The organism is Staphylococcus sp. EG-SA-18, assembly GCF_017151825.1.
Lineage (GTDB): Bacteria > Bacillota > Bacilli > Staphylococcales > Staphylococcaceae > Staphylococcus > Staphylococcus aureus.
Genome location: NZ_JACYVY010000006.1, coordinates 34,277 through 60,868 on the forward strand (window position 1 = coordinate 34,277; position 26,592 = coordinate 60,868).

The 26,592-nt window shown below is 32.5% G+C and carries 23 protein-coding genes and 1 pseudogene; 1 reads left to right on the top strand and 23 read right to left on the bottom strand.

Annotated elements, in window-relative coordinates; genetic code table 11:
* Positions 1-52 precede the first annotated feature (52 nt).
* From IDG66_RS02225 to ylqF, 23 genes are all read right to left on the bottom strand, one after another.
* Positions 53-1,756, bottom strand: a complete 1,704-nt coding sequence (locus IDG66_RS02225) for a proline--tRNA ligase (protein WP_000814108.1) — start codon at positions 1,754-1,756, stop codon at positions 53-55.
* A 19-nt stretch (positions 1,757-1,775) separates the two neighbouring features.
* A complete protein-coding gene (rseP, locus tag IDG66_RS02230) occupies positions 1,776-3,062 on the bottom strand; it encodes an RIP metalloprotease RseP (RefSeq protein ID WP_000121122.1) in 1,287 nt (428 codons plus the stop codon).
* Between the two features lie 211 nt (positions 3,063-3,273).
* Positions 3,274-4,056: a phosphatidate cytidylyltransferase gene (locus IDG66_RS02235; RefSeq protein WP_000868413.1), complete on the bottom strand. Its 783-nt coding sequence runs from the start codon at positions 4,054-4,056 to the stop codon at positions 3,274-3,276.
* A gap of 6 nt (positions 4,057-4,062) precedes the next feature.
* Positions 4,063-4,833, bottom strand: coding sequence for an isoprenyl transferase (locus tag IDG66_RS02240; protein WP_000473705.1), 771 nt, complete (start codon positions 4,831-4,833; stop codon positions 4,063-4,065).
* A gap of 372 nt (positions 4,834-5,205) precedes the next feature.
* Positions 5,206-5,760, bottom strand: coding sequence for a ribosome recycling factor (gene frr / locus IDG66_RS02245; protein WP_001280006.1), 555 nt, complete (start codon positions 5,758-5,760; stop codon positions 5,206-5,208).
* 18 nt (positions 5,761-5,778) lie between these two features.
* On the bottom strand, positions 5,779-6,501 hold the full coding sequence (gene pyrH / locus IDG66_RS02250; protein WP_000057330.1) for a UMP kinase: 723 nt from the start codon (positions 6,499-6,501) through the stop codon (positions 5,779-5,781).
* 136 nt (positions 6,502-6,637) lie between these two features.
* On the bottom strand, positions 6,638-7,519 hold the full coding sequence (gene tsf / locus IDG66_RS02255; protein ID WP_000201387.1) for a translation elongation factor Ts: 882 nt from the start codon (positions 7,517-7,519) through the stop codon (positions 6,638-6,640).
* Positions 7,520-7,553: 34 nt separating this feature from the next.
* Positions 7,554-7,667 (bottom strand): hypothetical protein, encoded by a 114-nt coding sequence (locus tag IDG66_RS02260; protein WP_001789890.1) that lies wholly within the window; start codon positions 7,665-7,667, stop codon positions 7,554-7,556.
* A gap of 33 nt (positions 7,668-7,700) precedes the next feature.
* The gene (rpsB, locus tag IDG66_RS02265; RefSeq protein ID WP_000268484.1) at positions 7,701-8,468 is read right to left on the bottom strand and encodes a 30S ribosomal protein S2; all 768 of its coding nucleotides are present in this window, start codon (positions 8,466-8,468) and stop codon (positions 7,701-7,703) included.
* Between the two features lie 198 nt (positions 8,469-8,666).
* Positions 8,667-8,759: a hypothetical protein gene (locus IDG66_RS02270; protein ID WP_031788481.1), complete on the bottom strand. Its 93-nt coding sequence runs from the start codon at positions 8,757-8,759 to the stop codon at positions 8,667-8,669.
* A gap of 50 nt (positions 8,760-8,809) precedes the next feature.
* Complete coding sequence (codY, locus tag IDG66_RS02275) at positions 8,810-9,583, bottom strand: GTP-sensing pleiotropic transcriptional regulator CodY (protein ID WP_000055337.1); 774 nt, start codon at positions 9,581-9,583, stop codon at positions 8,810-8,812.
* Positions 9,584-9,607: 24 nt separating this feature from the next.
* Entirely contained in the window at positions 9,608-11,011 is a 1,404-nt protein-coding gene (gene hslU, locus IDG66_RS02280; RefSeq protein WP_000379054.1) for an ATP-dependent protease ATPase subunit HslU, read from the bottom strand.
* Positions 11,012-11,076: 65 nt separating this feature from the next.
* The gene (gene hslV, locus IDG66_RS02285; RefSeq protein WP_000072681.1) at positions 11,077-11,622 is read right to left on the bottom strand and encodes an ATP-dependent protease subunit HslV; all 546 of its coding nucleotides are present in this window, start codon (positions 11,620-11,622) and stop codon (positions 11,077-11,079) included.
* Positions 11,619-12,515, bottom strand: coding sequence for a tyrosine recombinase XerC (xerC, locus tag IDG66_RS02290; RefSeq protein ID WP_103143660.1), 897 nt, complete (start codon positions 12,513-12,515; stop codon positions 11,619-11,621). Before xerC ends, hslV begins: the two co-directional genes overlap by 4 nt.
* 416 nt (positions 12,516-12,931) lie before the next feature.
* Entirely contained in the window at positions 12,932-14,239 is a 1,308-nt protein-coding gene (gene trmFO / locus IDG66_RS02295) for a methylenetetrahydrofolate--tRNA-(uracil(54)-C(5))-methyltransferase (FADH(2)-oxidizing) TrmFO (RefSeq protein WP_000195254.1), read from the bottom strand.
* Positions 14,240-14,394: 155 nt separating this feature from the next.
* The gene (gene topA / locus IDG66_RS02300) at positions 14,395-16,470 is read right to left on the bottom strand and encodes a type I DNA topoisomerase (RefSeq protein WP_103143724.1); all 2,076 of its coding nucleotides are present in this window, start codon (positions 16,468-16,470) and stop codon (positions 14,395-14,397) included.
* Positions 16,471-16,643: 173 nt separating this feature from the next.
* Positions 16,644-17,516: a DNA-processing protein DprA gene (gene dprA, locus IDG66_RS02305; RefSeq protein WP_000593192.1), complete on the bottom strand. Its 873-nt coding sequence runs from the start codon at positions 17,514-17,516 to the stop codon at positions 16,644-16,646.
* A gap of 172 nt (positions 17,517-17,688) precedes the next feature.
* The gene (gene fmhC, locus IDG66_RS02310) at positions 17,689-18,933 is read right to left on the bottom strand and encodes a FemA/FemB family glycyltransferase FmhC (RefSeq protein WP_000672867.1); all 1,245 of its coding nucleotides are present in this window, start codon (positions 18,931-18,933) and stop codon (positions 17,689-17,691) included.
* Between the two features lie 27 nt (positions 18,934-18,960).
* Positions 18,961-20,079, bottom strand: a complete 1,119-nt coding sequence (locus IDG66_RS02315; protein WP_001041666.1) for a LysM peptidoglycan-binding domain-containing protein — start codon at positions 20,077-20,079, stop codon at positions 18,961-18,963.
* A 226-nt stretch (positions 20,080-20,305) separates the two neighbouring features.
* A complete protein-coding gene (sucD, locus tag IDG66_RS02320; protein ID WP_000110251.1) occupies positions 20,306-21,214 on the bottom strand; it encodes a succinate--CoA ligase subunit alpha in 909 nt (302 codons plus the stop codon).
* A gap of 21 nt (positions 21,215-21,235) precedes the next feature.
* On the bottom strand, positions 21,236-22,402 hold the full coding sequence (gene sucC, locus IDG66_RS02325) for an ADP-forming succinate--CoA ligase subunit beta (protein WP_103143722.1): 1,167 nt from the start codon (positions 22,400-22,402) through the stop codon (positions 21,236-21,238).
* Positions 22,403-22,510: 108 nt separating this feature from the next.
* Positions 22,511-23,278 carry a ribonuclease HII gene (locus IDG66_RS02330; protein ID WP_000176387.1) on the bottom strand — a complete coding sequence of 256 codons (768 nt, stop codon included), beginning with the start codon at positions 23,276-23,278 and terminating at the stop codon, positions 22,511-22,513.
* Positions 23,262-24,146 carry a ribosome biogenesis GTPase YlqF gene (ylqF, locus tag IDG66_RS02335; protein WP_000236715.1) on the bottom strand — a complete coding sequence of 295 codons (885 nt, stop codon included), beginning with the start codon at positions 24,144-24,146 and terminating at the stop codon, positions 23,262-23,264. The genes IDG66_RS02330 and ylqF overlap by 17 nt, the downstream gene beginning before the upstream one ends.
* 400 nt (positions 24,147-24,546) lie before the next feature.
* On the opposite strand from ylqF, the pseudogene yfhO reads away from it, so the two are divergent.
* Positions 24,547-26,466, top strand: a pseudogene (gene yfhO, locus IDG66_RS02340) (lipoteichoic acid-specific glycosyltransferase YfhO); the annotation flags it as partial.
* Positions 26,467-26,592 lie beyond the last annotated feature (126 nt).

Here is a 26,592-nt window from a genome sequence, read left to right on the forward strand (position 1 = left end):
GCATCTGATTTCTTTCAGCTTTTTCCTACTCTTATAATTCATTCGATCTTAATTATTTTAAGTTATCATATTTATTTGTAATGACAGTCATTAAGTCATCAATGTGAACTTCTTCGCTATCACCTGTTAAACGTTCTTTAACTTCTACAATACCTTCCGATGCACGTTTACCAACAACAATTCGCAGTGGTAAACCAATTAAATCGGCATCATTAAATTTGACACCCGCACGTTCCTGACGATCATCGTACAACACATCAAATTTAGTATTAAATTCAGCATATAGTGCATCCGCTAGTTCTCGTTGATCATCTTTCTTAGGATTAATAGAAATTAAATGTAAATCAAATGGAGTAACTGATTTAGGCCAAACAATTCCATTATCATCGTGATTTTGTTCAACAATCGCACTCAGCGTTCTAGAAATTCCAATACCGTAACAACCCATAATTAAAGGTTGGGCTTTTCCTTGGTTATCTAAGAATGTAGCATTCATTGATTCTGAATACTTAGTACCCAATTTGAATACTTGACCAACTTCAATACCTTCAGCAAAATGTGCAACGCCTGAACCATCACTTAACTTTTCGCCTTCTAAAATAAAACGGAAATCGCCATATTCATCAACGTTGAAGTCTCTACCTACATTTACATTAATTAAGTGATAGCCATCTTCGTTAGCACCGACAACTAAATTATTTAAATCTTGCACAAAATTATCTGCATAAATTTTGATTTCTTTATCAATAACAGGACCTAGTGAACCCGGATTTGCACCAACTAAATTAACAATTTCGTCTTGTGTTGCTAATTCAATATTATCTGTGCCGAAATAAGATTTTAATTTAATGTCATTAATTTCATGATGGCCACGCACTAAAACCATAATATATTCGCCATCAACTTTGAAAATCATCGTTTTAACGATTTCATCTACTGGTCTACCTAAGAAGTCTGCCAATTCTTGTGCAGTCTTAACATTTGGTGTTTCAATTTTTTCTAAAGGTTGCACAGTAGAATACTTATGATTTGGTTCGTAAACGACTTCTGCTTTTTCGATATTAGCAGCATAGTCACTTTCTTTACTGTAAACGATTGTATCCTCACCGATAGCACTTAATGCCATAAATTCATGTGTATGGCTACCGCCTATAGCACCTGAATCTGCAACTACTGGTCTTGCGTTAATGCCAACTCTCTCAAAAATACGGCTATACGCTTGATACATATCTTGATACGTTTGATCTAATGATGCCTCGTCAGCATGGAATGAATACGCATCTTTCATAATAAATTCACGCCCACGAAGTAAACCAAAACGTGGTCTCTTTTCATCACGGAATTTAGATTGAATTTGGAATAATGTCATCGGTAATTGTTTGTATGATTTCAATTCATTTCTTACTATTGATGTAACTAATTCTTCATGTGTTGGACCTAATGCAAATTGTCTTCCATGTCTATCTTGTAAACGCATTAATTCTGGGCCATATGCACCCCAACGTCCTGATTCTTCCCATAATTCAGCTTGTTGTAACGCTGGCATTAAAATTTCAACAGAATCGATACGTTCCATTTCTTGTCGCACAATTGCAGTAATATTATTTAACACACGTGTTGCTAGCGGTAAATAACTATAAATCCCACTTGTACTTTGTTTTATCAAACCCGATTTCAATAATAAACGATGACTTTGTGCTTCTGCTTCTGATGGCACATCACGCATCGTTGGTATAAAAACTTTGGATTGCTTCATAATTATTTATCCTCCTAAATTATAAGAAATATCGTCGAATATCATTCCACGTTACTAATATCATAATAACGACCATGAAAATGGCACCAATAGCAATAATCGTTGTTTCCGCTTTTTTATTAACTGGTTTTCTGAAAATCGCTTCATATATAACAAATAAAATACGACCACCGTCTAGTGCAGGAATAGGAATTAAATTCATAATACCTAAGTTTACACTTAATAACGCAGTGTAACCAATTAAGCTAATGATACCCGCTTTAACAACTGAGTCGACGTTATGATAAATACCAACCGGACCATTTAACATATCAAATGAGAATCCGCCCGTAAATATACTAGCCAACATACCGACTACAGCTGTAAAAATTAGTGTACTACCTTTCAAAAAGCTTTCAAATCCATATACAATTGGTTTGAAGAGCGTACGTTCACTCGCTGGTTGGAATCCGAGAACATACTTCGTCTCTGAACTTACTTTAGTCAGTTTTCTTTCAGTCTTTTTAGGTGTTAATTCAACTGACTTTGTTTTACCATCACGTTCAAATTTAACAGTCGTCTTATTATCTTTAACTTTATCTAACGCCTTATCAACATCATCAAATTCAGATATTTTATATTTGCCAATTTGGACGATCTTATCACCTTTTTGTAATCCTGCTTGTTGAGCTGGATACTTATCTGCGACTTGTTCTACAGTAGACGTAGGCGTGCCTTGATAATATGCAAGACCAATAAATAGGACTAAAGCTAATATAAAGTTAAATAACGGTCCCGCAAATAATGTTAAAAATTTCGGCCATGGCTTTTTATGTGCAAATTGTCTGTCTCTCGGAGCAATTTGAACTAAGCTACCATTTTCAACAAAGAAAGACTTTCTAGCAATTTTAAAATGATGTCTTTCATTATCATAAGCAGTGATACCTTCTATGAATAAGTCATCCTTAAAATCACATTTTTTAACTTCGATTGCTTCAATTTGTTGAAACTTATGATGATCATCTAATATGATATGTGTTATTTCATTTTCTTCATTCAGTTTAATTTTAACGTTCATACCGGGCTCGACTGGTGGCTCTTCTAAGCCATCTCCTGCCATACGAACATATCCACCAACAGGCAATAACCTAATAGTGTAAAGTGTTTCGTTTTTTCTAAAACTAAAAATTTTCGGTCCCATACCGATCGCAAATTCTGGACACATAATGCCTGCTCTTTTCGCAAAAAACATATGGCCATATTCATGAACAGTTACTAGTACACCAAAAACAATAATAAATGCAATTATTGTAACTAAATAGCTCACTCGCTACACCTCGATTGTTTATAAATTTCTTTTATTTTAAAAATGATTGCTGTATACGTAACATAAGTCATTATAATATGATACTGACAAATCACAAAATATAACGTCTAATTTTCAAAGTTAATATTGCGTATAATTTTCAAAAGGAGTTCTGAGATTCATTAAAATATCTCAGCAACTCCTCTTTACGTTTATTGATTTGTTCTCAGCATTAAGATTGTATTAATAAAATATTTAATAATGGTAACACAAACATAAAGCTGTCAAATCGGTCTAAAATACCACCGTGTCCAGGTAGTATACGACCTGAGTCTTTAACGCCGAAATGACGCTTAAATCCTGATTCCACTAAATCACCTAATTGACCAAATAAACTTAAAATCAATGTCACTCCAAGTAATATCCATACATTCATATTGAAATCTACAAAATATAACATTGCAAGTGGTACTATCAAACTACAGAACAAGCCACCTATGAATCCTTCGATTGTTTTATTCGGACTTATTACTGGCCAAAGCTTATGTTTACCCATCATTTTACCAAACAAGTAAGCCCCTGTATCTGTAAGCCAAACAATTAAAAAGGCATATAATATGTAATGTAATCCTTCTGATCTCGTTTCATAAAAGAACATAAAACCAATGCCTACATAAGCCACAGACATTAAGCAAAATGCAGCATCCATAAAACTAAATCTGTTTTTAGATAAGACAGTATAACTTAATACAATAAAGCTCATTGCAATTAAACTTTTTAATTGAATTACTTGTACCCATGGCCCTGCATGTTGTGGCAACATAATGATGATAAGACCAACTGCACTAATTAAACCAGGAACTGAAACAAATTTAATCATATTCATATTCAACAATTCTTTTAATGCAATCAATGCTAATATATTAGCAAATATCATTAACACAAGGCCGCCTTTTAACAAGATAGGCAAGAATACGATTAAGGCAATAATAGCTGTCAGCGTTCTAACTTTCATACTATACTACTCCTCACTCAATCCGCCAAAGCGTCTTTGACGTGACTGATAAATTTTTATACATTTAATTAATTCATCTTCGTCAAAGTCAGGCCATAATTTTTGATTAAAGATAAATTCACTATACGAAACTTGCCAAATCAAGAAATTACTTATTCTTTGTTCTCCTGAAGTACGAATTAACAACTCTGGATCAGGATAGTCTTTTGTCATTAAATGATTGTTTATATATGTTTCATCTATGATATCACTATTTAAACCTTGTTGATGAAGCTCGTCAAACATATTTTTAATACTATGAACAAGTTCTGCTCTGCCACCATAATTAATTGCAAATATTAATTTTAAGCCGGTATTATTAGCTGTCTTTTCTTTAGCATTATTAATTGCTTCTATCGTTGATTTTGGCAACTTATCAGTAAATCCAATTGTTTCAACTTTGACATTTTTTTCAATTAGTTCCGGTAAGAATGTCTTTAAGAAATTGACAGGCAAATTCATAATATAATTTACTTCACTTTCAGGTCTTGACCAATTTTCAGTGGAAAAGGCGTATAAAGTTAAGTACTTAACACCAATATCACTAGCTACCCTAGTAATTTTTTTTATTGTTTGCATACCTTCGTAATGACCTTTAATTCTAGGCATTTTTCGCTTCTTAGCCCATCGCCCATTACCATCCATAATAATAGCGATATGTTCAGGTATATTAGACGAGTCTAATTCTTCATTATAATTATTTATAGTGTTCTTTTTATTTATTAGCTTTTTAAACATGGTCTTTCCTCCGAGCCTGATCATCTCTGTCATATAGTATAAGTTACTAAACAATCATTATCATTTTATCATACTCATTTAATGCATTGAATAAGCAAATAAAAAAACTGTACCAAAGTCTGACTCGGTACAGTTTACACCAGAAATGTGACATACATACTGAGGTTAAAAATTACATAACTTTATTATAGCAATATACCTAATGCCTATTATTTATAAAGTATATGTTTAATTAACTTGTTTAAACACCATTTTTATGCTCATTGTGAATTTAAATCATCACATGCATCTTTGATTTAATTAAACATGCCCATTTTAAATGTTACATTATCGTTTAATACTGGCATTTTAATATGTCATTGTATATTAGTTTTATACTGACATAATATCTTTTTCTTTATCAGCAATCATTTGATCAATTTCTTTTATTGAATTGTCTGTTGCTTTCTGAACATCTTCAGTACCACTTCTCAACTCATCTTCAGTAATGTCGCCATTTTTTTCATCTTTTTTCAACTGATCATTCATATCACGACGAATATTTCGAACAGATACTTTAGCTTCTTCACCAATTTTCTTAACATCTTTAACGCGCTCTTTTCTACGCTCTTCTGTTAAGGCAGGTACTGCAATACGTATCACTTCACCATCACTTGTTGGGTTGACACCTAAGTTAGCCGCTATTATCGCTTTTTCGATGTCAGCTACAGAAGTTTTGTCGTATGGAGAAATAACAAGTAAACGTGCTTCTGGAACATTGATGCTTGCTAATTGTTGTACAGGTGTTGGTGCACCATAGTAATCAACTGTTACGCCGTTTAATAAATTTGAATTAGCTCTTCCTGCACTGATATTAGCTAATTCACGTGATAAGCTTTCGATTGATTTTTGCATTCTTGATTTAGTTTCATTAATAATGTCACTCATTATTTTACACCTCTAAATTTATTTTGTAATTAACGTACCTATCTTTTCACCCATAACAGCACGTTTAATATTTCCTTCTTCCATAATAGAGAAAACAGTTAACGGAATGTTATTATCCATACAGAATGAGGATGCTGTTGAATCCATTACTTGTAAACCTTCTTGAAGCATTTGAATATGCGTTAAATGTTCATATTTTACCGCATCTTTGTTTACTTTAGGATCTGCAGAATATACACCATCTACATTATTTTTGCCCATTAAAATAACATCTGCTTCAACTTCTGCAGCACGTAATGCCGCTGTAGTATCTGTAGAGAAGTATGGGTTTCCAATACCTGCAGCAAAAATAACTACGCGTTTCTTTTCTAAGTGTCTAATTGCACGACGACGAATATAAGGTTCAGCCACTTGCTTCATTTCAATAGATGTTAATACTCGTGTATCACAATCCAATTGTTCTAAACTATCTTGTAATGCTAAGGCATTCATTACAGTTGCAAGCATACCCATGTAATCAGCAGTTCCACGGTCCATACCTAAGTCACTACCTGTTTTACCTCTCCAAATGTTTCCGCCACCAACGATTACTGCGATTTCACAGTCCATTTTAGCAACTTCAGCCACTTGCTCAGCAACACTTTTAATAATTACTGGATTTATGCCAAATCCTTTTTCTCCAGCTAACGCTTCACCACTTAGTTTCAAAACTACACGTTTATATTTAGAAATTTGAGCCATTTTCTTATCCTCTCTATCGTGAATATATGTAACATATACAAGTAAAGAAGACACAGTTGTCGTTTTATTAGAATGATTTACATTTTAATAAAGCAACATTAAAGGTGTCTTCTTCCTTGTTTTACTTTATGACAGATTATTTCATTTGTCCTTTAACTTCATCCGCAAAGTTTTCTTCGCGTTTTTCCATACCTTCGCCTACTTCATAGCGTACGAAGTCAACAAGTTTTCCACCTTTTGTTTTTAAGAAAGCTTCAACTGTTACATCAGGGTTTTTAACGAAGTCTTGATCTACAGCACAAATTTCTTGTAAGTATTTACGTAAACGTCCTTCCACCATTTTTTCAACGATGTTTTCTGGTTTACCTTCATTTAATGCTTGTTGTTTTAAAACTTCTCTTTCGTGGTTGATTTCTTCTTCGCTAACTTGTTCAGAAGAAACATATTTAGGGTTGATTGCAGCGATATGCATAGCAACGTCTCTTGCTGCTTCTTCGTCAGTTGAACCTTCAACAACTGTTAATACACCAATGCGTCCACCCATGTGTAAGTAAGCGCCGAAAGCATCGTTATCAGTTTTAGTTCTGATAGCAAAACGACGAACACTTAATTTTTCACCGATTGTTGAAATTGCTTCTTTAATTCTTTCATCAACTGATTTACCATTTGGTAAAGTTGTTTCCATTAAAGCTTCAACAGTTTCAGCTTTTGTATCTAATACTTGATTAGCGATTTCTTTAACTAACTCTTGGAATCCTTCGTTACGAGCAACAAAGTCTGTTTCAGAGTTGATTTCAACGATAACTGCGTCGTTACCTTTAGTTTCTACATGTACTAAACCTTCAGCCGCAATACGGTCTGCTTTTTTAGCTGCTTTAGCAATACCTTTTTCACGTAGGTAATCAATCGCTTTATCGATGTCACCATCAGTTTCAGTTAGCGCTTTTTTACAATCCATCATACCCGCGCCAGTTTTTTCACGTAATTCTTTAACAAGTTTTGCTGAAATAGTTGCCATTCATTATTCCTCCAATAAGTTATCATTTTATATATTATGATTTTAGCATTATTATAGGCAAGATTGCTAATACTCTAATTGAATATTTGTAATTTGCCTCGATTTTCTTTTTAAAAAAGGTGATAAGCATTAATATCTTATCACCCATTTAAACTATATCTAAGTCAGATTCAACAGTTGATTATTCTTCAGTTGCTTCTGTTTCTTCTGATTTTTCTTTTTCATCTAAATCGATGTTTTGTTCTGCAGCTACTTCTTCATTAGAAACGCCTTGTTGACCTTCTAAGATTGCATCTGCCATTTTAGCAGTTAATAATTTAACCGCACGGATAGCATCGTCGTTTGCTGGGATAACGTAGTCAATTTCGTCAGGATCACAGTTAGTGTCAACGATACCTACGATAGGAATATTTAATTTACGAGCTTCAGCAATTGCATTACGCTCTTTACGTGGGTCAACTACGAATAATGCTTGAGGCATTGATTTCATATCACGAATTCCGCCTAAGAATTTGATTAAACGGTCGTATTCTTTTTTAAGTTCTACTACTTCTTTTTTAGGTAATACTTCGAATAAACCATCTTCTTCCATTTTTTCAATTTCAGAAATACGTTTGATTCGTTTTGAGATCGTTTTATAGTTAGTTAATAATCCACCTAACCATCTTTGGTTAATGTAGAATTGACCAGCACGTTCTGCTTCAGATTTAACTGATTCTTGTGCTTGTTTTTTAGTTCCTACGAATAAGACTTGTCCACCATCTTCTGAAACTTGTTTCAAGAAGTTGTATGCCTCGTCTACTTTTTTCACTGTTTTTTGTAAGTCGATGATATAAATACCATTTCTCTCAGTGAAGATATATTTTTTCATTTTTGGGTTCCAACGACGTGTTTGGTGACCGAAGTGAACACCCGCTTCTAGTAATTGTTTCATTGAAATTACTGCCATTATAAATTCCTCCTATTGGTTAATTACCTCCATAGCAAACTATTGTAAAGACAATATACAAATATTGCACCCTTTACACAATCACGTTTGATATGTGTGTATTGGCTTTATAGCCGAAAATAAATATAACATAATGCCGTGTCTAAAGCAAATGTTTTTCAAGAATTTTTTCATAAATTTAAAGGTAATTCTATCATGTTAATGTGGAATATCAATTTGATTGAAAATTAGACAAAAATAAAGAAATGACTTCAACATAATCATCAAAGTCATTTCGTTGACTACCGCCAAGATAACATCGTCACGACTAGGACATTGAATTATGTCCCAGACTCATCGACTTATTTACTTTTTTCTAATTCATCTAAGAATTTTTCTTTTTTAACTTTAATGAAAGTACCTTTCATTCCTAAAGAACGTGATTCAATTACACCAGCACTTTCTAATTTACGTAGTGCATTTACAATTACAGATCTAGTAATACCAACTCTATCTGCAACTTTTGATGCGATTAATAGGCCTTCCGTACCGCCAAGTTCTTCAAAGATATGTTCAATCGCTTCTTTTTCAGAATAAGATAATGAATTAATTGCCATTGTAATAGCAGCTTTATCGCGCGCTTCTTTTTCTACTTCACTATGCTTCTCACGTAAGATTTCCATACCAATAACTGTAGCAGCATATTCACCTAGTACCAAATCATTTTCATTAAAATCATCATGTACTCGACCAAGTACTAATGTACCTAATCTTTCTCCTCCACCTAAAATTGGGAAGATAGTTGTACGACTATCTATGAATAATTCTCTGTTTTCAGGTGGAAAAACTGTTAATACATTGTCGATATCAATATTTGATTCTGTTTGTTTAACTTCCATTAATCGTTCTGTATATTCACTTGGGATATGTCTTTCTTCCAACATTTGAATAATTCTTTGACTTTTTAATAATTCATTTAGACTCGACCCTAAAATTTTACCTCGACGCGATACAATAAATACATTTGTTACAGTTACGCTACTAATCGTTTGTGCTACATCTTTAAAATCAACCGCAATACCTTTGTGTTTTTGAAGTAACGTGTTTAACTCTCTCGTTTTAGATAATAAGCTCATGAATTTTTCTCCTTTTGTATATTTTTATAGAATAAATGCACTTAAATCTTTATTTGTTGAAATTGATTTTAATTTATCATCAACATATTGTGGGGTAATATCTACAACTGCATTCGGCATACTTGGTGCTTCGAATGATAAATCTTCTAACATCTTTTCTAAAATTGTATGAAGTCGACGTGCACCAATGTTGTCTGTATCTTGATTTACTTGATAAGCAATCTCAGCTAAACGAGTAATTGCTTCATCGGTAAAGTTTACAGTAACTTCTTCTGTTTGAAGCAATGCTTCATATTGTTTAATTAATGACAATTTTGGTTCTGTCAAAATTCTTACAAAATCTTCTACCGATAAACTATCAAGTTCAACTCTAATCGGAAAACGACCTTGCAATTCTGGTATCAAGTCACTCGGCTTAGATACATGGAAAGCTCCAGCACCTATAAACAGCATATGTTCAGTATTCACAGTACCATATTTGGTTTGAATAACGCTACCTTCAAGTATAGGTAAAATATCTCTTTGAACACCTTGTCTTGAGACATCTTGACCACTATTATGATTATTCGTCGCAACTTTGTCGATTTCATCTATAAAGATGATACCCATTTGTTCTGCTAATTCAAGCGCTTCTTGGTTAGCGCTTTCTTGATCAATTAGTTCATCCGCATAACTATCAGCTAAGATTTTCCTTGCCGTCTCAACAGCAACTTCTCGCTCAACTTTCTTTTTAGGCATTAATTGATTCATCATCTCTTGCATTTGCTGATTTTGATTTGTACCTAGCATACCTAAAGCACCAGGATCTTGTTCGACTTTAATTCTTACCTTTTCTTTTTCAAGTTTGCCTTCTTCTAGCTGTCTCTTAATTTCAGAACGTTTTGTTTTAATTTCCTCAGTAGGTGGTTCTTCTTCATCTTCGTTATTTTGTCCGAAATTTGGAATTGCACCTCCGAAAAGTGACTCTAAAGGATTATTCGTTTGAGACGCTTTCTTTTTCATACTTGGAACTAATAACTTAACAAGTTTTTCATTGGCCTTAGCTGTTGCTTCATCTTGTACCAATGATTTTTTCTGTGCCTTGACTAATCTTACTGAAACATCAACAAGATCTCTAACCATACTTTCAACATCTCGTCCTACATAACCTACCTCAGTAAATTTAGTAGCTTCTACTTTTATAAATGGCGCGCCGACAACTTTGGCCATTCTTCTTGCAATTTCAGTTTTACCAACGCCAGTTGGTCCAATCATCAAAATATTTTTAGGTGAAATTTCTTGCTTTGATTCCTCATCTAATAAACTTCTTCTGTATCGATTACGTAAGGCAATTGCCACTTTACGTTTAGCATCATTTTGTCCAACGATGTATTCATTTAATTTAGATACGATTTCTTTTGGAGTTAATCTTATTCCAGCTGTATCCATTAATTTCATTCCTCCGTCTTTTAACTAAAATTAATTGCTCGTAATTATTTATCGTGCTCTGATTATTATAGTGTTTCAACAACAATATTATCGTTGGTAAAGACACAAATATCAGCCGCTACTTTCAAGCTCTCATATGCCATTTCTTCAGCAGACAAATGCGATGCATGGCGTTTCAATGCACGTCCTGCGCTTAATGCGTAGTTGCCTCCTGATCCAATAGCGATAAGGTCATCATCTGGGGCAATAACTTCGCCAGTTCCACTGACAACTAAAATAGCATCTTTATCCATTACAATTAGCATAGCTTCTAATTGACGTAATTGTTTATCGCCTCGCCATTCTTGTGCCAATTCAACAGCAGCTCTTTCTAAGTTACCACTAAACTGTTGTAATTTTGTTTCGAATTTTTCAAATAACGTAAACGCATCTGCTACACTACCTGCGAAACCAGCTAACACTTTACCTTCATATAAACGTCGCACTTTTCTTGCCGTTTGTTTCATGATGACTTGTTGACCAAGCGTTACTTGCCCATCTCCAGCCATAGCTGCTTTCCCATTATGTCTTACAGCATAAATTGTTGTTGCATGTAATGTTGTATTACTCATGTTTCATTCTCCTTTTTCGCTCGAGGATGTGCATTTAGATACACTTTTCTTAATTGTTGGTTAGATACGTGTGTATATTTACCAGTTGTTGACAAATTAACATGACCTAATAACGATTGTACTGTTCTTAGGTCTGCACCTTGATTCAATAAATGCGTTGCAAATGTATGTCTGAGCTTGTGGGGATGAATCTCACTTACGCCTGCTGTTCGTTTAACAATATCATTTAAAACATATCGTACACCGCGTTCAGTGATTGCTTCACCCTTCATATTTACAATAAGAAAATCATGATTGCATGACTGAATTGGTTTGAAATGTTCTAAATAATTTTCGATGTTTTGTCTACAATAAGCACCAAACGGTACAAAGCGCTCTTTGCTCCCTTTTCCTAATACGGTAACACCATTCGCGTAAAAATCTATATCTTGTTTTTTAATATTAACTAATTCCGAAACACGGATACCTGTAGCATATAACAATTCAAGAATAACTCGATCCCGTAAACTTTTTGAAGTGTCCTCTTCTACAGTTTTAAATAACGCTTCCATTTCTTCTTCGTAAAAGAATTGCGGAAGATATTTTTCTTTTTTCGGATGTACTAATTGAACAAATGGATTAATAATGTTCTCATCAAGCGTCATCCAATATTCATAGAAAGTTCTTAACGTTGAGATTTTACGAGAAACAGATGTTCTTTTCAAATGATTTGAATATAAATAGCTCAAATAATTTCTAGCATCTCTGTATTCAAAAGTTTTCAACTGTAAATGTTCTTGTTCTAAAAATTGATTAAACTGAATTAAGTCATCTTGATATGATTTCAATGTATGTTCCGAAAAATTCCGTTCAACTTTCAATGTATTTAAAAACGCTTCTTGAATATGATTCAATACATTTACCCTCCATCAATAAGAATTGTAGCATATACAGCAAAGGGCTTACAGTAATTTGATAATCAATTCTAAATCTTTTGAGAATTAAATAATTGTAACTAATCGGAAAACCTGTTAATTAGAATACCTCTTTTTTAAATTAATTACTAAAAGTCTTTATTAATAGCCTTGCCATTTATTATTTCATTGCCTTTTAAATAAAGTTTATTTAAAACATTCTCTTACATGTTACATCAATCAACTTATTGCGTGTTATTTATTTAGATATTTTTTGAATGCGAATTCTAAATTGTCAGAAATACGTAACAATTCCAAAATTAAAAAGACTAGGATAAGTATTTTCCATTTAGAAAGTCATTACTTACTCGTTGATGACTTAAGAATGAATAGCATATCTAGTCTTTCTAACTATTTTATAAAGTTTTTTTGAAATTTTCTAAGTAATCCAAAGCTCTATTAGCTTGTGCTTCATAGCGTTCTTTTTTATCTTTAATTCTAGTTTCTAAAGATGGTAATAACCCGAAGTTAGCATTCATAGGTTGGAAATTCTTATTATTTTTAGCATGAGAAATATAGTAAGCCATACTTCCAATCATCGTTTCTCTAGGAAATACTACCTCACCTTTGCCTAATATTTTATGCGCAAGATTGATACCTGCAACTAAGCCGCTAGCTGCGCTTTCTACATAACCTTCAACACCAGTCATTTGTCCCGCAAACTGTATGTTTGGTTGTGAAATCAATTCATATTTCTCGTTTAATACGTCCGGTGAGTTAATGAAGGTATTTCTATGCATCACACCATATCTAACAATATCAACATTTTCTAAACCTGGAATTAATTTAATAACTTCTTTTTGAGCTCCCCATTTTAAATGCGTTTGGAAGCCGACAATATTGTAGAGTGTGCCAGCAGCATCATCTTGTCTTAATTGAACCACTGCATAAGGACGTTTCCCAGTCTTTGGATCTTCTAATCCTACTGGTTTCATTGGTCCAAATAGTAATGTCTTGCGTCCGCGTTCTGCCATTACTTCAAAAGGCATACAACCCTCGAAATATTTTTCTTTTTCAAATGAATTTACAGGCGCAACTTCAGCTTCTAATACTGCATCATAAAAGCGATTAAATTCATCCTCAGTCATAGGACAGTTTAAATATGCAGCTTCACCTTTATCATAACGGGACTTTAAGTAAACTTTATCCATATCAATAGATTCTTTTTCAATAATTGGAGCAGCCGCATCATAGAAATAAAGTTGATCTTTACCAGTAATGTCCACTATTTCTTGCGCAAGGGTTTCTGTAGTAAGTGGTCCTGTTGCGATAATTGTGTATCCATCTGGAATGGCATTAATTTCTTCATTAATAACTGTGATATTTTCATGATTTTTAAGTGTTTCAGTAATATAACCTGAAAAATCGTGTCTATCAACTGCTAATGCACCACCAGCTGGAACTCGTGCCTTATCAGCCGCTTCAATAATTATAGAATTCAATCTTCTCATTTCTTCTTTTAAAACACCCACACCATTAGTTAAAGCATTTCCTCGTAATGAATTGGAACATACAAGTTCCGCAAATTTATCAGTATGGTGCGCTGGTGTTTGTTTAACAGGTCTCATCTCTATTAGATTAACTTTAATTCCTCTTTCAGCTAATTGATATGCCGCTTCTGAACCGGCAAGACCAGCACCTATTACATTTACAGTTTGAGTCATTTCTATACTCCTTTTATTGTCATTTATGTCTTTTAATTATGTTGTTATGTTTATATTATCCGCACTTATTTAGATTAATCCATTACTATCTTTAAAATAAGATTCACTAATGATTCTATTTAACAACCTTAAAATGTATCTAGGAAATAAAAATATTATTTCTGCGCTGCCTCTTTATAATCGCAATTTGAACATATTACTTGTGTTGTCTTGCCTTTTTTATTTTCAACAAGATATTGGTTACATTTTGGACAATCTCTTCCAATCGGCTTATCCCAAGAGATAAAGTCGCATTCAGGATATTTCGAACATCCATAAAAGACACGATTCTTTTTAGATTTTCTTTCTACGACGTCACCATCATTACATTTTGGACATTTAACACCAATAGACTTAACTATCGCTTTTGTATTACGACAATCCGGGAAGTTTGAGCAAGCCATGAACTTACCATAGCGTCCCATTTTTATAACCATAGGAGAACCACAAACTTCACAGTCTTCACCGGCTGGCTCATCTTTGATTTCAATCTTTTCCATCTCTTCTTCAGCACGTTCAACATCTTGTTTAAAGCTACTAAAGAAACCGTCGATTACTTTTCTCCATGTAATGTCGCCTTCTGCAATCTTATCAAGTAACGTTTCCATATTCACTGTGAATTCCACATCAATAATCTCTGGGAAGTATTCTTTCACTTGTTCATGAACTATTTCTCCCAACTCAGTAGGAACAAAACGCTTACTTTCTAATTTGACATAGTTACGCTTTTGAATCGTATCTATTGTCGGTGCATAAGTTGATGGTCGCCCAATTTTCAATTCTTCTAGTGTTTTTACTAATCTCGCCTCAGTATATCTTGGAGGTGGTTGTGTATAGTGTTGAGCTGGTTCAATTTGAGTTGCTGTGACTTTATCACCTTGCTCTAATTTAGGCAGTTTATTTTCCTTTTCGCTATCACTATCATCTTTAGTTTCTACATAAAGTGTCATAAATCCTTTAAACTTGATTGTTTGACCATTCGCTCTAAATTTAATGTCACCTTGTGTTATGTCTAATGAGACTGTATCAAGTATTGCTGGAGCCATTTGACTAGCAACAAATCGTTCCCAAATTAATTTGTATAATCGGTATTGGTCTTTCGTCAAAAATGACTTCATATCATCTGGCGTACGCATAGTACTTGAAGGTCTAATAGCCTCATGGGCATCTTGGTCACCTTGTTTCCCTGATGCTTTACGTTTAGAAGTGTAAGATTCACCGTATTTATCAGTTATATACTGTTTTGCTTCAGCTTTGGCAGTATCTGAAATACGTGTAGAATCGGTTCTCATATATGTTATTAAACCAATCGTACCTTGTTTTTTCAAATCTATACCTTCATATAATTGTTGTGCGACCATCATTGTTTTTCTTGCTTTAAAGTTTAATTTACGTGCCGCCTCTTGTTGTAATGTAGAAGTTGTAAATGGGTTTGCTGGATTACGCGTTTTTTCTTTTTTAGTCACGTTTGTAATTTCGAATTGATCTCCATCTAGTGCAGCTGTAATTTTCTCAACATCTTTTTTCGTTTTTAATTTAAAAGGTTTATTTTTATAATGAAGGAATTTAGCATTGAATTTTGATTTTTTGTATCTAAATTCTCCTTCAATAGTCCAATATTCTTCTGGTTTAAAGTTTCGAATTTCATTTTCACGGTCAATGACTAAACGAAGTGCAACAGATTGAACTCGACCCGCTGACAAACCTTTTTTTACTTTTTTCCATAGAACTGGCGAGATGTTATAGCCAACCAATCTATCTAATATTCGACGCGCTTGTTGTGCATCGACTAAGTTCATTTCAATTTCTCTAGGATTTTTAAAACTTTCTTTAACAGCGTCTTTAGTTATTTCGTTGAAAACAACGCGATTTTCTTTAGAATCTTCAAGCTCTAAAATTTTTGATAAATGCCAAGCAATTGCTTCACCTTCACGGTCGGGGTCACTTGCGAGAAAGATGTTTTTCGCTTTTTTTGCATGTTTTTTCAATTCTTTTACAACAGGACCTTTTCCGCGTATTGTTATATATTTTGGTTCGTAATTATCTTCAGTGTCGACACCCATTTGACTTCTTGGTAAGTCTCTGACGTGTCCCATTGAAGCTATAACTTTATATTTCTTACCTAAATACTTTTCAATGGTTTTTGCTTTTGCAGGCGATTCAACAATGACTAAATTATCTGCCAATGTCATTTCCCCCTCGCTAATCTAATTACTAAAGATAAATGATAAACGCTTAATTTTGCTTTTGTCAACGTTTTATATCTAAACAAATCATTTTCCCTGTCTATTTTTTATAGATTTTATTAAAAAATAAATTACAAAGGGTAACAAAAGAAATATGAAGCAACTCATTATTTTTAGTTTTAAATATAGTAGTCTTCAAATATATCATTAGCGTTTAATACTACCTTAGCACCTTCTTGGATACGTAATAAATTACCTTTTGTCATAGGATTAAACATAGATCCAGGTAAAACATAAACATTTCTATTTTGCTCTAATGCAAAATCTATCGTGATGTGACTGCCACTTTGTTCCTTAGCCTCAGTAATTAAAACCCCTTTTGACAAACCGCTGATAATTCTATTGCGCTCAGGAAATCTATATTTAGCAATTGGTGTATGTGGTGGATATTCGGATATAACTAAACCTTTTTCTTCTATTTTATTTCTTAATGCTAATGTACTTTTGGGATAATGTGTTTGATGGCCAAAGGCTAAAACTGCAATTGTAGGGAGATTGTATTTTAAAGCTATTTGATGTGCCATTGCATCAGCTCCTTGAGCAAGGCCGGAAACAATTGTTAAATATTTGCTTTTATCATTTGATAATAAAAATTCTAAAGACTGTTGGGTATAACTTGTAGAATCTCTTGCACCTACTACTGCCAAATGATGCATATTATTTATTAATTTGATGTTCCCTTTATAGAAAAGAAGTAATGGAAATTGATATATTTCTTTTAATAGCACTGGGTATTCAGAATCCATATATGTAATGTAACTTACTTTTAATTTCTGCAGTTCTTTAATAATATCGTTATGATCAAGTTTTATAAAAGCATAGTATTTACGTAATAAATGAACATTTTCTTCCCTATTCACCCATTCACATAAATAACTATCTTTTTTTCTTCCCTCCTCTTTAATTACATTAGGATATGCCATTAAAAATTGATGAATTTGTTTAGTCGAAAAGTGTGCCCAGTATAACTTAAGCAAAAATAGTTTAATCAATAAATCAACTCCTTTTTGTAATCATACAAAATCATATTCTATTTTTGTTTTACATTTCTAATACAAAAACATTGTCGATGTAATGTTATTTTAAGGAGTAAAAATACTGACTTAAAAAGTGAAAAGTATGTTGGAAAGAATTTAAAATTTCAATTTCCAACATACTTTATAATTAAACCTTATAAATAAGTTTTGCAAATTTATATAGAATTGGTCTTACTGGTTTGATGAAATCACCAATTAATTCTTCAACATGTGCATTAAAACCCTTTTTAAATTGTTGAACACCAAAATCATCCGCCTCATTACTAAAGACGCCTGTTATTCCATAAAAATTATACCTATTAATATTATGTGATTTTGCATATTTTATCATATGCCATTGTAGATGATATGCACCCATATACTGATTATATTTCGGATTTGATCCACTTGATAGATAATAAACTTCATCATCAGTACATATAAATAAAGCAGCAGCTAAATCCAAAACAGGTCCATCTTCAAATATTAGTTCTTCGGTTTTACTAATTCTATTATTAATACTAGATAATTGCATATTTAACTGATTTAATTTTGATTTATTTTTTTTAGAATTTGGATTTTCATTTAATGCTCTGTTCACAGTCATCATTTCATTTTCGATTTTCAATAATTGTATTTTTAATTTATCTTGATATTCATTAAGATTTATACAAGCTATCTTTAACATTGCCTTATCTTTATATATTTCTTGCATTCGTTTAAAATAATCTTCATTCATGAAATGAAAACCATGTTTTTCTTCAGCCATTTGAAATAATTTATAAAATCGATTTGTTTCTTCAATAGATAAATCTTCAACCTTAACACCAATCTCAATAGTCTTTTTTATATTTCTTCTAGTTTGGTATTCCATTTCTTTTAAAAGTTGATTCTCATCTTTATCTTTTAAATCCAATACAGAAATCCACCTAATTTGACTTTTATTTGAATATCCTGTTGTATAACCTTGATGGAGATACCCAATTTTCCCTAGCATCTTTACTATCACTGAATTATTATAATTCTTTATTATCCTACCATTTGCATCTCTTAAATTCTCTATTAAATATGGATCAACAAGAATAAATACTCCTCTATTTTTATAAATGAATTTAGATAATTCTTTAAAAAAGTAACAAACTAATTTAGCATCGAAATAATCAAGTAAAGGACCTCTATGAGAGTAGAAATATTTGTAGAATTTAAAAATTCGTGCCTCTGTTAATAAACATGCAGCTATAACTTCATTTTTATCATTCTTCACTCCCACAATATGTGCTTCATGATTTATTTTATTTCTATAATTATATAATTCTATAGACTGTGTATAATGTTTGAAGTGCTTTTTGGTGTAGTTGGTAAATTCTTCTTCACTTAAAGTTGAAAATTTCATATTTCAATGTCCTGCCTTCGATTTAAATTATGCTTTTTTAAATGGTCTAATAAAAATCATATCATTTTCATAATTATGAACAACTTTATGTGCAACCTCTGCTTTACGCCATCCACCATTATTCCAGTTTTGATCTAAACTTTGGAACTTCATTAATTTTCCATCATAATCACCATTTAAGACAATAGCTGTATGACCATATCCTCCACCAAATCTTCCACTAAAAACCACTAAGTCCCCAGGTTCAGCTTTGAAAGTTGGTGTGTTGTGATAAATTTTAGCTTCACTATTAAAATTATTTGCATATGGTATATCTTTAGCTCCATATCCTTTTAATCCATGACCATAAAGATGATTCCAATATACATTAACTAAATCGAAACATTGCCATCCATAACTACCGTCGAAATCCCATCCTCTATTCTCTAATGTTTTCAAATAATTTAATGTACTGCTATTACTATTACTTTTATTATTTGAAGACACTGTTTTTGGTTTTGGTTCTACTAATGGTGTCATTGGCACTTTTAATTTTTGACCAATAAATATTAAATTAGGATTTGCTATATTATTTGTATTTTGAATATTTGAAACTGTAGTTTTGTATTTTAATGCTATAGCACTAAGTGTGTCTCCTTTTTTTACAGTATAGATTTGTGTTTTTGGAGCTTCTCTAAAACTGTAGTAACCAAAGTAATTATTAGTAACTTTATTCGTTTTCTTCTGATTAGAATTTTGAGCTTCCAAGTTTGCAATTTTAATTTCTTTAGTAGGTTCATTGTTATTAATAACTAGATTGTTACCTTGGCTTGAGTTTTTCGGAGTATTTGAAATCTTTATATCTTGATTAATTTCATTTCCGTTTGAAATTGCTGATTTGTTGTCTAACTTTAAACTTGTGTCCGATGTTTTAACAGCACCTTCATTTTTTATTTTGTCTTTTGTCGTATTTTTATTAGCATTTAACTCTGATTTCGCGAATACATTTTGCTCATACCCTCTTGTAAAATCTTTAGATTTATCAATTTCATCTGCATATGCTTTGTTCGACATACCCAATGCCAAAAACATACCTATTGAAATTGACAAAATTCCAATACTAACTTTTCTAATTGAATAGCGTACTTTACTTTGTTGTTTATTCATGATGAAACACTCCTTACAATAATATACAAACATTATAACATAGTGCGCTATATATTTTAATTAAAATTTTCTTTGTTTTGTAAAGCTATTGTAGGAGGTAAAATAATTAACTTGTCTTTCCAAAATATGAAAAGTGTACTAAAATTCATCGCACGACAAATAGCCCATTTCCAATACTTTTATAAAGTATGGAATGGGCTATAGCCATTTATATCATCTTTTAACTTTATTTATTAACAGTTAATAATGCTTCATAAATACCTGCTTCTTTAGCAGCTTCAATTAATGTTGAACCAATTTCTGAAGGTGTTGCCGCTGTTTTCACACCACAACTATTTAATGTTTTAATTTTCTCTTCAGCAGTACCTTTACCACCTGAAATGATTGCACCAGCATGTCCCATACGTTTTCCAGGAGGTGCTGTTTGTCCACCGATAAAGCCTACAACTGGTTTTGTCATATTCGCTTTAATCCATTCAGCTGCTTCTTCTTCAGCCGTACCACCGATTTCACCAATCATAACAACTGCTTTCGTTTCGTCATCTTCATTGAATGCTTTTAAAACATCAATAAAGTTTGTTCCGTTGACTGGGTCTCCACCAATACCAACAGCTGTAGTTTGACCAATACCTTCTTCAGTCAATTGGTGCACTGCTTCATATGTTAATGTACCTGAACGAGATACTACACCAACATGACCTTTTTTGTGAATATAGCCAGGCATAATACCAATTTTACATTCATCTGCTGTAATCACACCTGGACAGTTTGGACCAACTAAACGTGTTTTTCTACCTTGTAAGTAGCGTTTAACTTTAACCATGTCTAATACAGGAATATGTTCAGTGATACAAATAACCATATCTAAGTCTGCATCAGCTGCTTCTAAAATTGAGTCTGCAGCAAATGGTGCTGGAACGTAAATGACTGAAACCGTTGCCCCGGTTTCATTTTTAGCTTCTTCAACAGTGTTGAAAACAGGAACGCCTTCAACAACTTGACCACCTTTACCAGGCGTCACACCTGCTACTATTTTCGTACCATAATCAAGCATTTGTTTTGTATGGAAAAGGGCAGTAGACCCTGTAATACCTTGTACCATTACTTTAGTATTCTTATCTATAAATACACTCATCTTAGTGCTCCCATCCTTTCCTTATGCTTCTTTGACTAGTTTAACAATTTTTTGTGCACCTTCAGCCATTGTTGCTGCTGGTTCAATTGCTAATCCTGAGTCTTTTAAGATTTTTTTACCTAACTCAACATTTGTACCTTCTAAGCGTACAACTAGTGGTAAAGTTAAATCTACTTCTTTTACAGCTTCAACGATACCTTCTGCGATAACATCACATTTCATAATGCCACCGAAAATGTTTACAAAAATACCTTTAACATTTTCATCACCTAAAATGATTTTAAATGCTTCAGTTACTTTTTCTCTAGTAGCGCTTCCGCCTGCATCTAAGAAATTGGCTGGGTTTCCACCGAAATGATTAATCGTATCCATTGTTGCCATGGCTAAACCTGCACCATTAACCATACATCCGATGTCACCATCTAATGCAATGTATGATAAATCATGTTTAGACGCTTCAATCTCTTTCGGATCTTCTTCTTCTAAATCACGTAATTCTACAACATCTTTATGTCTGAATAATGCATTATCATCAAAATTAATTTTAGCATCTAATGCCAATACATCACCATCAGCTGTTGTAACTAATGGGTTGATTTCTACGATTGAACAATCTTTTTCAATGAATACATTATAAAGTGCTAATAAGAATTTAGCTGCTTTGTTAACAGATTCTTTAGGAATATTAATATTAAACGCAATTCGTCTTGCTTGGAATGGTGAAAGTCCGATTACTGGATCGATAGTTTCTTTGAAGATCTTTTCAGGAGTCTTCGCAGCAACTTCTTCAATCTCAATGCCCCCTTCTTCAGACGCCATCAATGTTACTTGGTCAGTCGCACGATCAATAACGAATCCAACGTAATATTCTTTTTGAATAGCACAACCTTCTTCGATATATAAACGCTTAATTTCTTTACCTTCTGGACCAGTTTGATGTGTCACCAAAGTTTTCCCTAATAATTCTTTTGCATATGTTTCTACCTCAGATAAAGATTTAGCAATTTTTACTCCGCCTGCTTTACCTCTACCTCCAGCATGAATTTGTGCTTTTACAACATAAACATCAGAATTTAATTCTTTTGCTTTCTCCACCGCTTCTTCAGCAGTAAATGCTACTCGTCCTTCTGGAACTGCAACGCCCATTGAACGAAATATTTCTTTACCTTGATACTCGTGGATATTCATCTTCCATCCTCCTGTTACTTAGGTTAAGTTCCCTTACAATTATAAAAAATGTAAGCGCTATTGTAAACTTAAATGCTACTTTTTTATCATTTAATTGAATTTTACGATTTACAGTAACGATTTTATAGGTTCAAAGCTTTTTCTATGCTCTTTCATAATGCCAATATCATCGATTGCTAGTAAATGTTGTTTGGTACCGTAACCCGCGTTTTTTTCAAAACCATATTCAGGATAATCTTTAGATAACTGTGTCATATAATCATCACGAAAAACCTTTGCCATGATACTTGCCGCTGCAATAGATACACTTCTTGCATCACCCTTGATTAAAGATACTTGAGGCAGTGCATTATCAAGCGTCATCGCGTCTATCAATAAATGCGTTGGTTGTACTGATAATCCATCAATAGCTCGCTGCATGGCGATTTGAGTAGCTTTATAAATATTAAATTCATCTATTTCTTCAGCTGTCGCGATACCATATGCAAAAGCAGTAACTTCATTTTTTAGTGCTTCATTTAATTCTAGACGTTTCGTAACAGGTACTTTTTTCGAGTCATCAAGGCCCAAATAATTGTGATTTGAATTTAAAATTGTTGCGCATGCAACGACTGGACCTGCTAAAGGTCCTCTTCCAACTTCATCAATACCACAAATAATTGCATTAGGATGCTCTTTTAATATTTCATTTTCAAAGTAAGTCATTTCAACATACTTTTCTTTTAAAGCTTGTTCTTTTTCTAACGCTTTTCTGCGCCTAGCTATGGCATTTTGAACACCTTTTCGCTCATCTAAAAAGCATTCATGATTTTCTAATTCTTCTATTGTATTAACCGCATTAATCAACTGCTTAACTTCTTTAATTGTTAGCGTCATTTGCTAATTCCTCAGTCATATCTTTAAAAATATCAAAACAATAATTTCCTATTTTAGCATTTCGAATATCATAAATAATCAGTTCAATGACTGCTTCGTAATCAATTTCATTACCACGTCGAATTAAGCCACGTTTTTTCCCTATCGCATCAAACCACGCTATGATTTCTGCATCTTCAGGAACTTCAATATTATAATGTGACTTTAATCGCGCTAAATCATGTTGAATTAAAAAGTTCAATCCATATATAGCTACTTCATCTAAGTGCACAATGCTATCTTTAATCGCGCCTGTTAAACTCAACTTCTTACCGACTTCTTCATCTTCAAATTTAGGCCAAAGTATCCCTGGTGTGTCTAATAGTTGTAATGCATTACCAACTTTAATCCATTGTTGTTGTTTGGTCACACCTGGTTTATTACCAGTCTGCGCAATACTACGCTTTGCCAGTTTATTTATTAATGTGGATTTACCAACATTTGGAATTCCAACAATCATCGCTCTAATCGCTCTTGGCTTAAGTCCCTTTGCTTTTTCACGTTCAAATTTTTCAGCAGTCGCTTTAATTGCTGCAGCTTCCACTTTCTTTAAATTTTTACCGTGCTTAGCATCCACCGATACAGGATAGTATCCTTTATCAATAAAAAATTGTTCCCATTTTGACATCTCATTTAAATTAGACATATCTTTTTTATTTAATATAACAACACGTGGTTTTTGGTTAATAACTTCATCTATCATAGGGTTTCTTGAACTATATGGAATTCTTGCATCTACTAGTTCAAACACTACATCTACTTTTTTTAATTGTTCACTTACTTCTCTTTTGGCTTTCGCCATATGTCCTGGATACCATTGAATAACCATTCAATTCACCTTACTTTCGTCAATTCTTTTCTCATTATTAAAATCTATAACCTGTTAATTATAGAACAAATTCATTAATTCAACTATATTTATTTTAACATTGTCACACTTCTTAACAATGCTTTAGATTTAGGTATAAGTGATTATTTCAAGTTTTCTACAATTAAAAATCATCATTTGTTAAATCTAAGTTACTTATTAAGTGACATTCATCTTTATCAGTATGACATTTTTATTATTCAATATATTTGTTTAATGATAAACTGAAAATGATCCAAAGTTTAAGTAACTATGATAAGGTATCTGTTCCACAGTCATCTTCGTCTTTACCTATCAAGAACCTCATTAACTTTAGTTTCAGTTAAACTTAATTTTAAATTTGAAAGTTGAGGATAATGTTGTGTTAAAAAAGTGGCTAAATTCAAACGTCAAACAATTCTTTGTTATAACTTTCATTAGTGTAATATTAACGCTTATTTTATTTTCTACTCATATCTATGATTATATTGTGAATGGTACTGTTTTTAGTGGGGCTGGAGATGGATTCCGTCAAATGATGCCATTTCAAATGTATTTGTATGAACATTTAAGTAGTTTTTCTAGTTTATATGATGCATCGTTTGGATTAGGTGGCGATTATATGAAAGGACTATCATATTATTATTCGCTGTCACCTTTAATGTGGCTAAATTTTCTATTCATTAAAATAGGAGAAACGGTTGGTATATTTAATCCGACAACAATACATTTTTGGCCGACAAACCAACTTATTATGGCCATGATAAGAGCTATCATAACATTTGTCGTGACCTTCTACTTATTTAAAATATTACACTTTAAACGCTCAACAAATATGATCGCTACGATTTTATACGGCATGTCAACTGTCGTTATATACTTTAATTTTACTTGGTCATTTTATGGAAGTTTATTATATTTATTACCATTATCGATTCTTGGTTTGGAAAGATATTTTCAACAACGCAAAATCGGTATTTTCATTGTTGCGATAGCCTTAACACTATTTAGCAATTTTTATTTCAGTTATTATCAAGCTATTATTATAGGTTGCTACTATTTATATCGACTCATTTTCACTTACAAATATGACATTGTCTCTAGAACACAAAAATTAATTTGCGTCATATCTGCTACAGTTTTGAGTGTGTTATCAAGTGTATTTGGTTTATTCACTGGCATTTCTGCGTTTTTGGAAAATGACAGAAAGCAAAATCCCAATGTTGATATACCGTTTTTGACACCACTTGATTACCATTATTTTTTCTTTAGCGATGGATTTTATATTACGATTTCAATTCTTACTATCGTTGCATTATTGTCATTCAAACTGTATCGTTTTTACTTTTATAGACTTTTCGCAATAGTAACATGGTTATTATTTATTGGTTCATTATCACAGTATTTCGACAGTGCTTTTAATGGTTTTTCATTTCCAGAAAGGCGTTGGGTGTATATCTTAGCACTATCATCAAGCGCTCTTTGCGGATTGTTTATTCAACATTTATCAACATTAAATATGAAATATTATTTAATCAGAACAATACCAGTAAGCATCATCGCATTACTTTATGTATTACTATCACCGACACACCCACTTGCACTTATAGTAGGTATTATCCTGCTAATGGTGCTTGCCGTTATTTTAAAATTTAGTTTATGGCGTTATAAAAAATTAACCGTTGCAATATTAGTATTAATCGTTATGATTCAACAAATCGTCATTTTAGATAACAATAAAAATATGGCAATCAAACCTTATCAACAATCATTATCAACGTTGAAACAACATGATTACCATAGTAACTATGTAAACCAGCTTATAAAAAAGATAAATCAAAATGCAACTGGTCCATTTAATCGCATTGATTATATGTCAGACTATGCATTAAATTCACCATTTATATATCATTATAATGGCATTTCATTATATTCTAGTATTTTTAATGGAGACATATTAAAATATTATGACAAGACACTCCAAATTAATATGCCAATCGATAAAAACAGCACTTATAGATTACTTGGCAATCGTCAAAATTTACTATCACTTTGGAATGTTAATGATCGAATTAGAGTGAATCATGATGACAACTTACCATATGGATTTAAAATTAAGTCTGAACACAAAGACAATAAAGTTCGTTGGATTCATTCTAAAAATACCATCCATTATCCAAGTGCACATATTACAAATAAGGTCTTTTCCAATAAAGAATTAAAATCTCCATTAGATAAAGAACAAGCAATGTTGCAAGGGATTGTTTCTAACAAGACTAAAGATGTTAATACACATTTTAAAGATAAAGTCCGTATAATTGTGTAAAAGTAAAAAGGCCATATAACAGTCCTTTTACGGTACAATGTTTTTAACGACAAAAACATACCCAGGAGGACTTTTACATGACCCAAGTACATTTTACACTGA

Excerpts from the sequence above, each read along its gene's own strand:
- IDG66_RS02225 (WP_000814108.1), bottom strand. The coding sequence starts at position 1,756 with ATGAAGCAATCCAAAGTTTTTATACCAACGATGCGTGATGTGCCATCA.
- IDG66_RS02235 (WP_000868413.1), bottom strand. The coding sequence starts at position 4,056 with ATGAAAGTTAGAACGCTGACAGCTATTATTGCCTTAATCGTATTCTTG.
- IDG66_RS02240 (WP_000473705.1), bottom strand. The coding sequence starts at position 4,833 with ATGTTTAAAAAGCTAATAAATAAAAAGAACACTATAAATAATTATAAT.
- frr (WP_001280006.1), bottom strand. The coding sequence starts at position 5,760 with ATGAGTGACATTATTAATGAAACTAAATCAAGAATGCAAAAATCAATC.
- pyrH (WP_000057330.1), bottom strand. The coding sequence starts at position 6,501 with ATGGCTCAAATTTCTAAATATAAACGTGTAGTTTTGAAACTAAGTGGT.
- tsf (WP_000201387.1), bottom strand. The coding sequence starts at position 7,519 with ATGGCAACTATTTCAGCAAAACTTGTTAAAGAATTACGTGAAAAAACT.
- IDG66_RS02260 (WP_001789890.1), bottom strand. The coding sequence starts at position 7,667 with ATGGGTGATAAGATATTAATGCTTATCACCTTTTTTAAAAAGAAAATC.
- rpsB (WP_000268484.1), bottom strand. The coding sequence starts at position 8,468 with ATGGCAGTAATTTCAATGAAACAATTACTAGAAGCGGGTGTTCACTTC.
- codY (WP_000055337.1), bottom strand. The coding sequence starts at position 9,583 with ATGAGCTTATTATCTAAAACGAGAGAGTTAAACACGTTACTTCAAAAA.
- hslU (WP_000379054.1), bottom strand. The coding sequence starts at position 11,011 with ATGGATACAGCTGGAATAAGATTAACTCCAAAAGAAATCGTATCTAAA.
- hslV (WP_000072681.1), bottom strand. The coding sequence starts at position 11,622 with ATGAGTAATACAACATTACATGCAACAACAATTTATGCTGTAAGACAT.
- trmFO (WP_000195254.1), bottom strand. The coding sequence starts at position 14,239 with ATGACTCAAACTGTAAATGTAATAGGTGCTGGTCTTGCCGGTTCAGAA.
- topA (WP_103143724.1), bottom strand. The coding sequence starts at position 16,470 with ATGACATTGGCAGATAATTTAGTCATTGTTGAATCGCCTGCAAAAGCA.
- fmhC (WP_000672867.1), bottom strand. The coding sequence starts at position 18,933 with ATGAAATTTTCAACTTTAAGTGAAGAAGAATTTACCAACTACACCAAA.
- IDG66_RS02315 (WP_001041666.1), bottom strand. The coding sequence starts at position 20,079 with ATGAATAAACAACAAAGTAAAGTACGCTATTCAATTAGAAAAGTTAGT.
- sucD (WP_000110251.1), bottom strand. The coding sequence starts at position 21,214 with ATGAGTGTATTTATAGATAAGAATACTAAAGTAATGGTACAAGGTATT.
- sucC (WP_103143722.1), bottom strand. The coding sequence starts at position 22,402 with ATGAATATCCACGAGTATCAAGGTAAAGAAATATTTCGTTCAATGGGC.
- IDG66_RS02330 (WP_000176387.1), bottom strand. The coding sequence starts at position 23,278 with ATGACGCTAACAATTAAAGAAGTTAAGCAGTTGATTAATGCGGTTAAT.
- ylqF (WP_000236715.1), bottom strand. The coding sequence starts at position 24,146 with ATGGTTATTCAATGGTATCCAGGACATATGGCGAAAGCCAAAAGAGAA.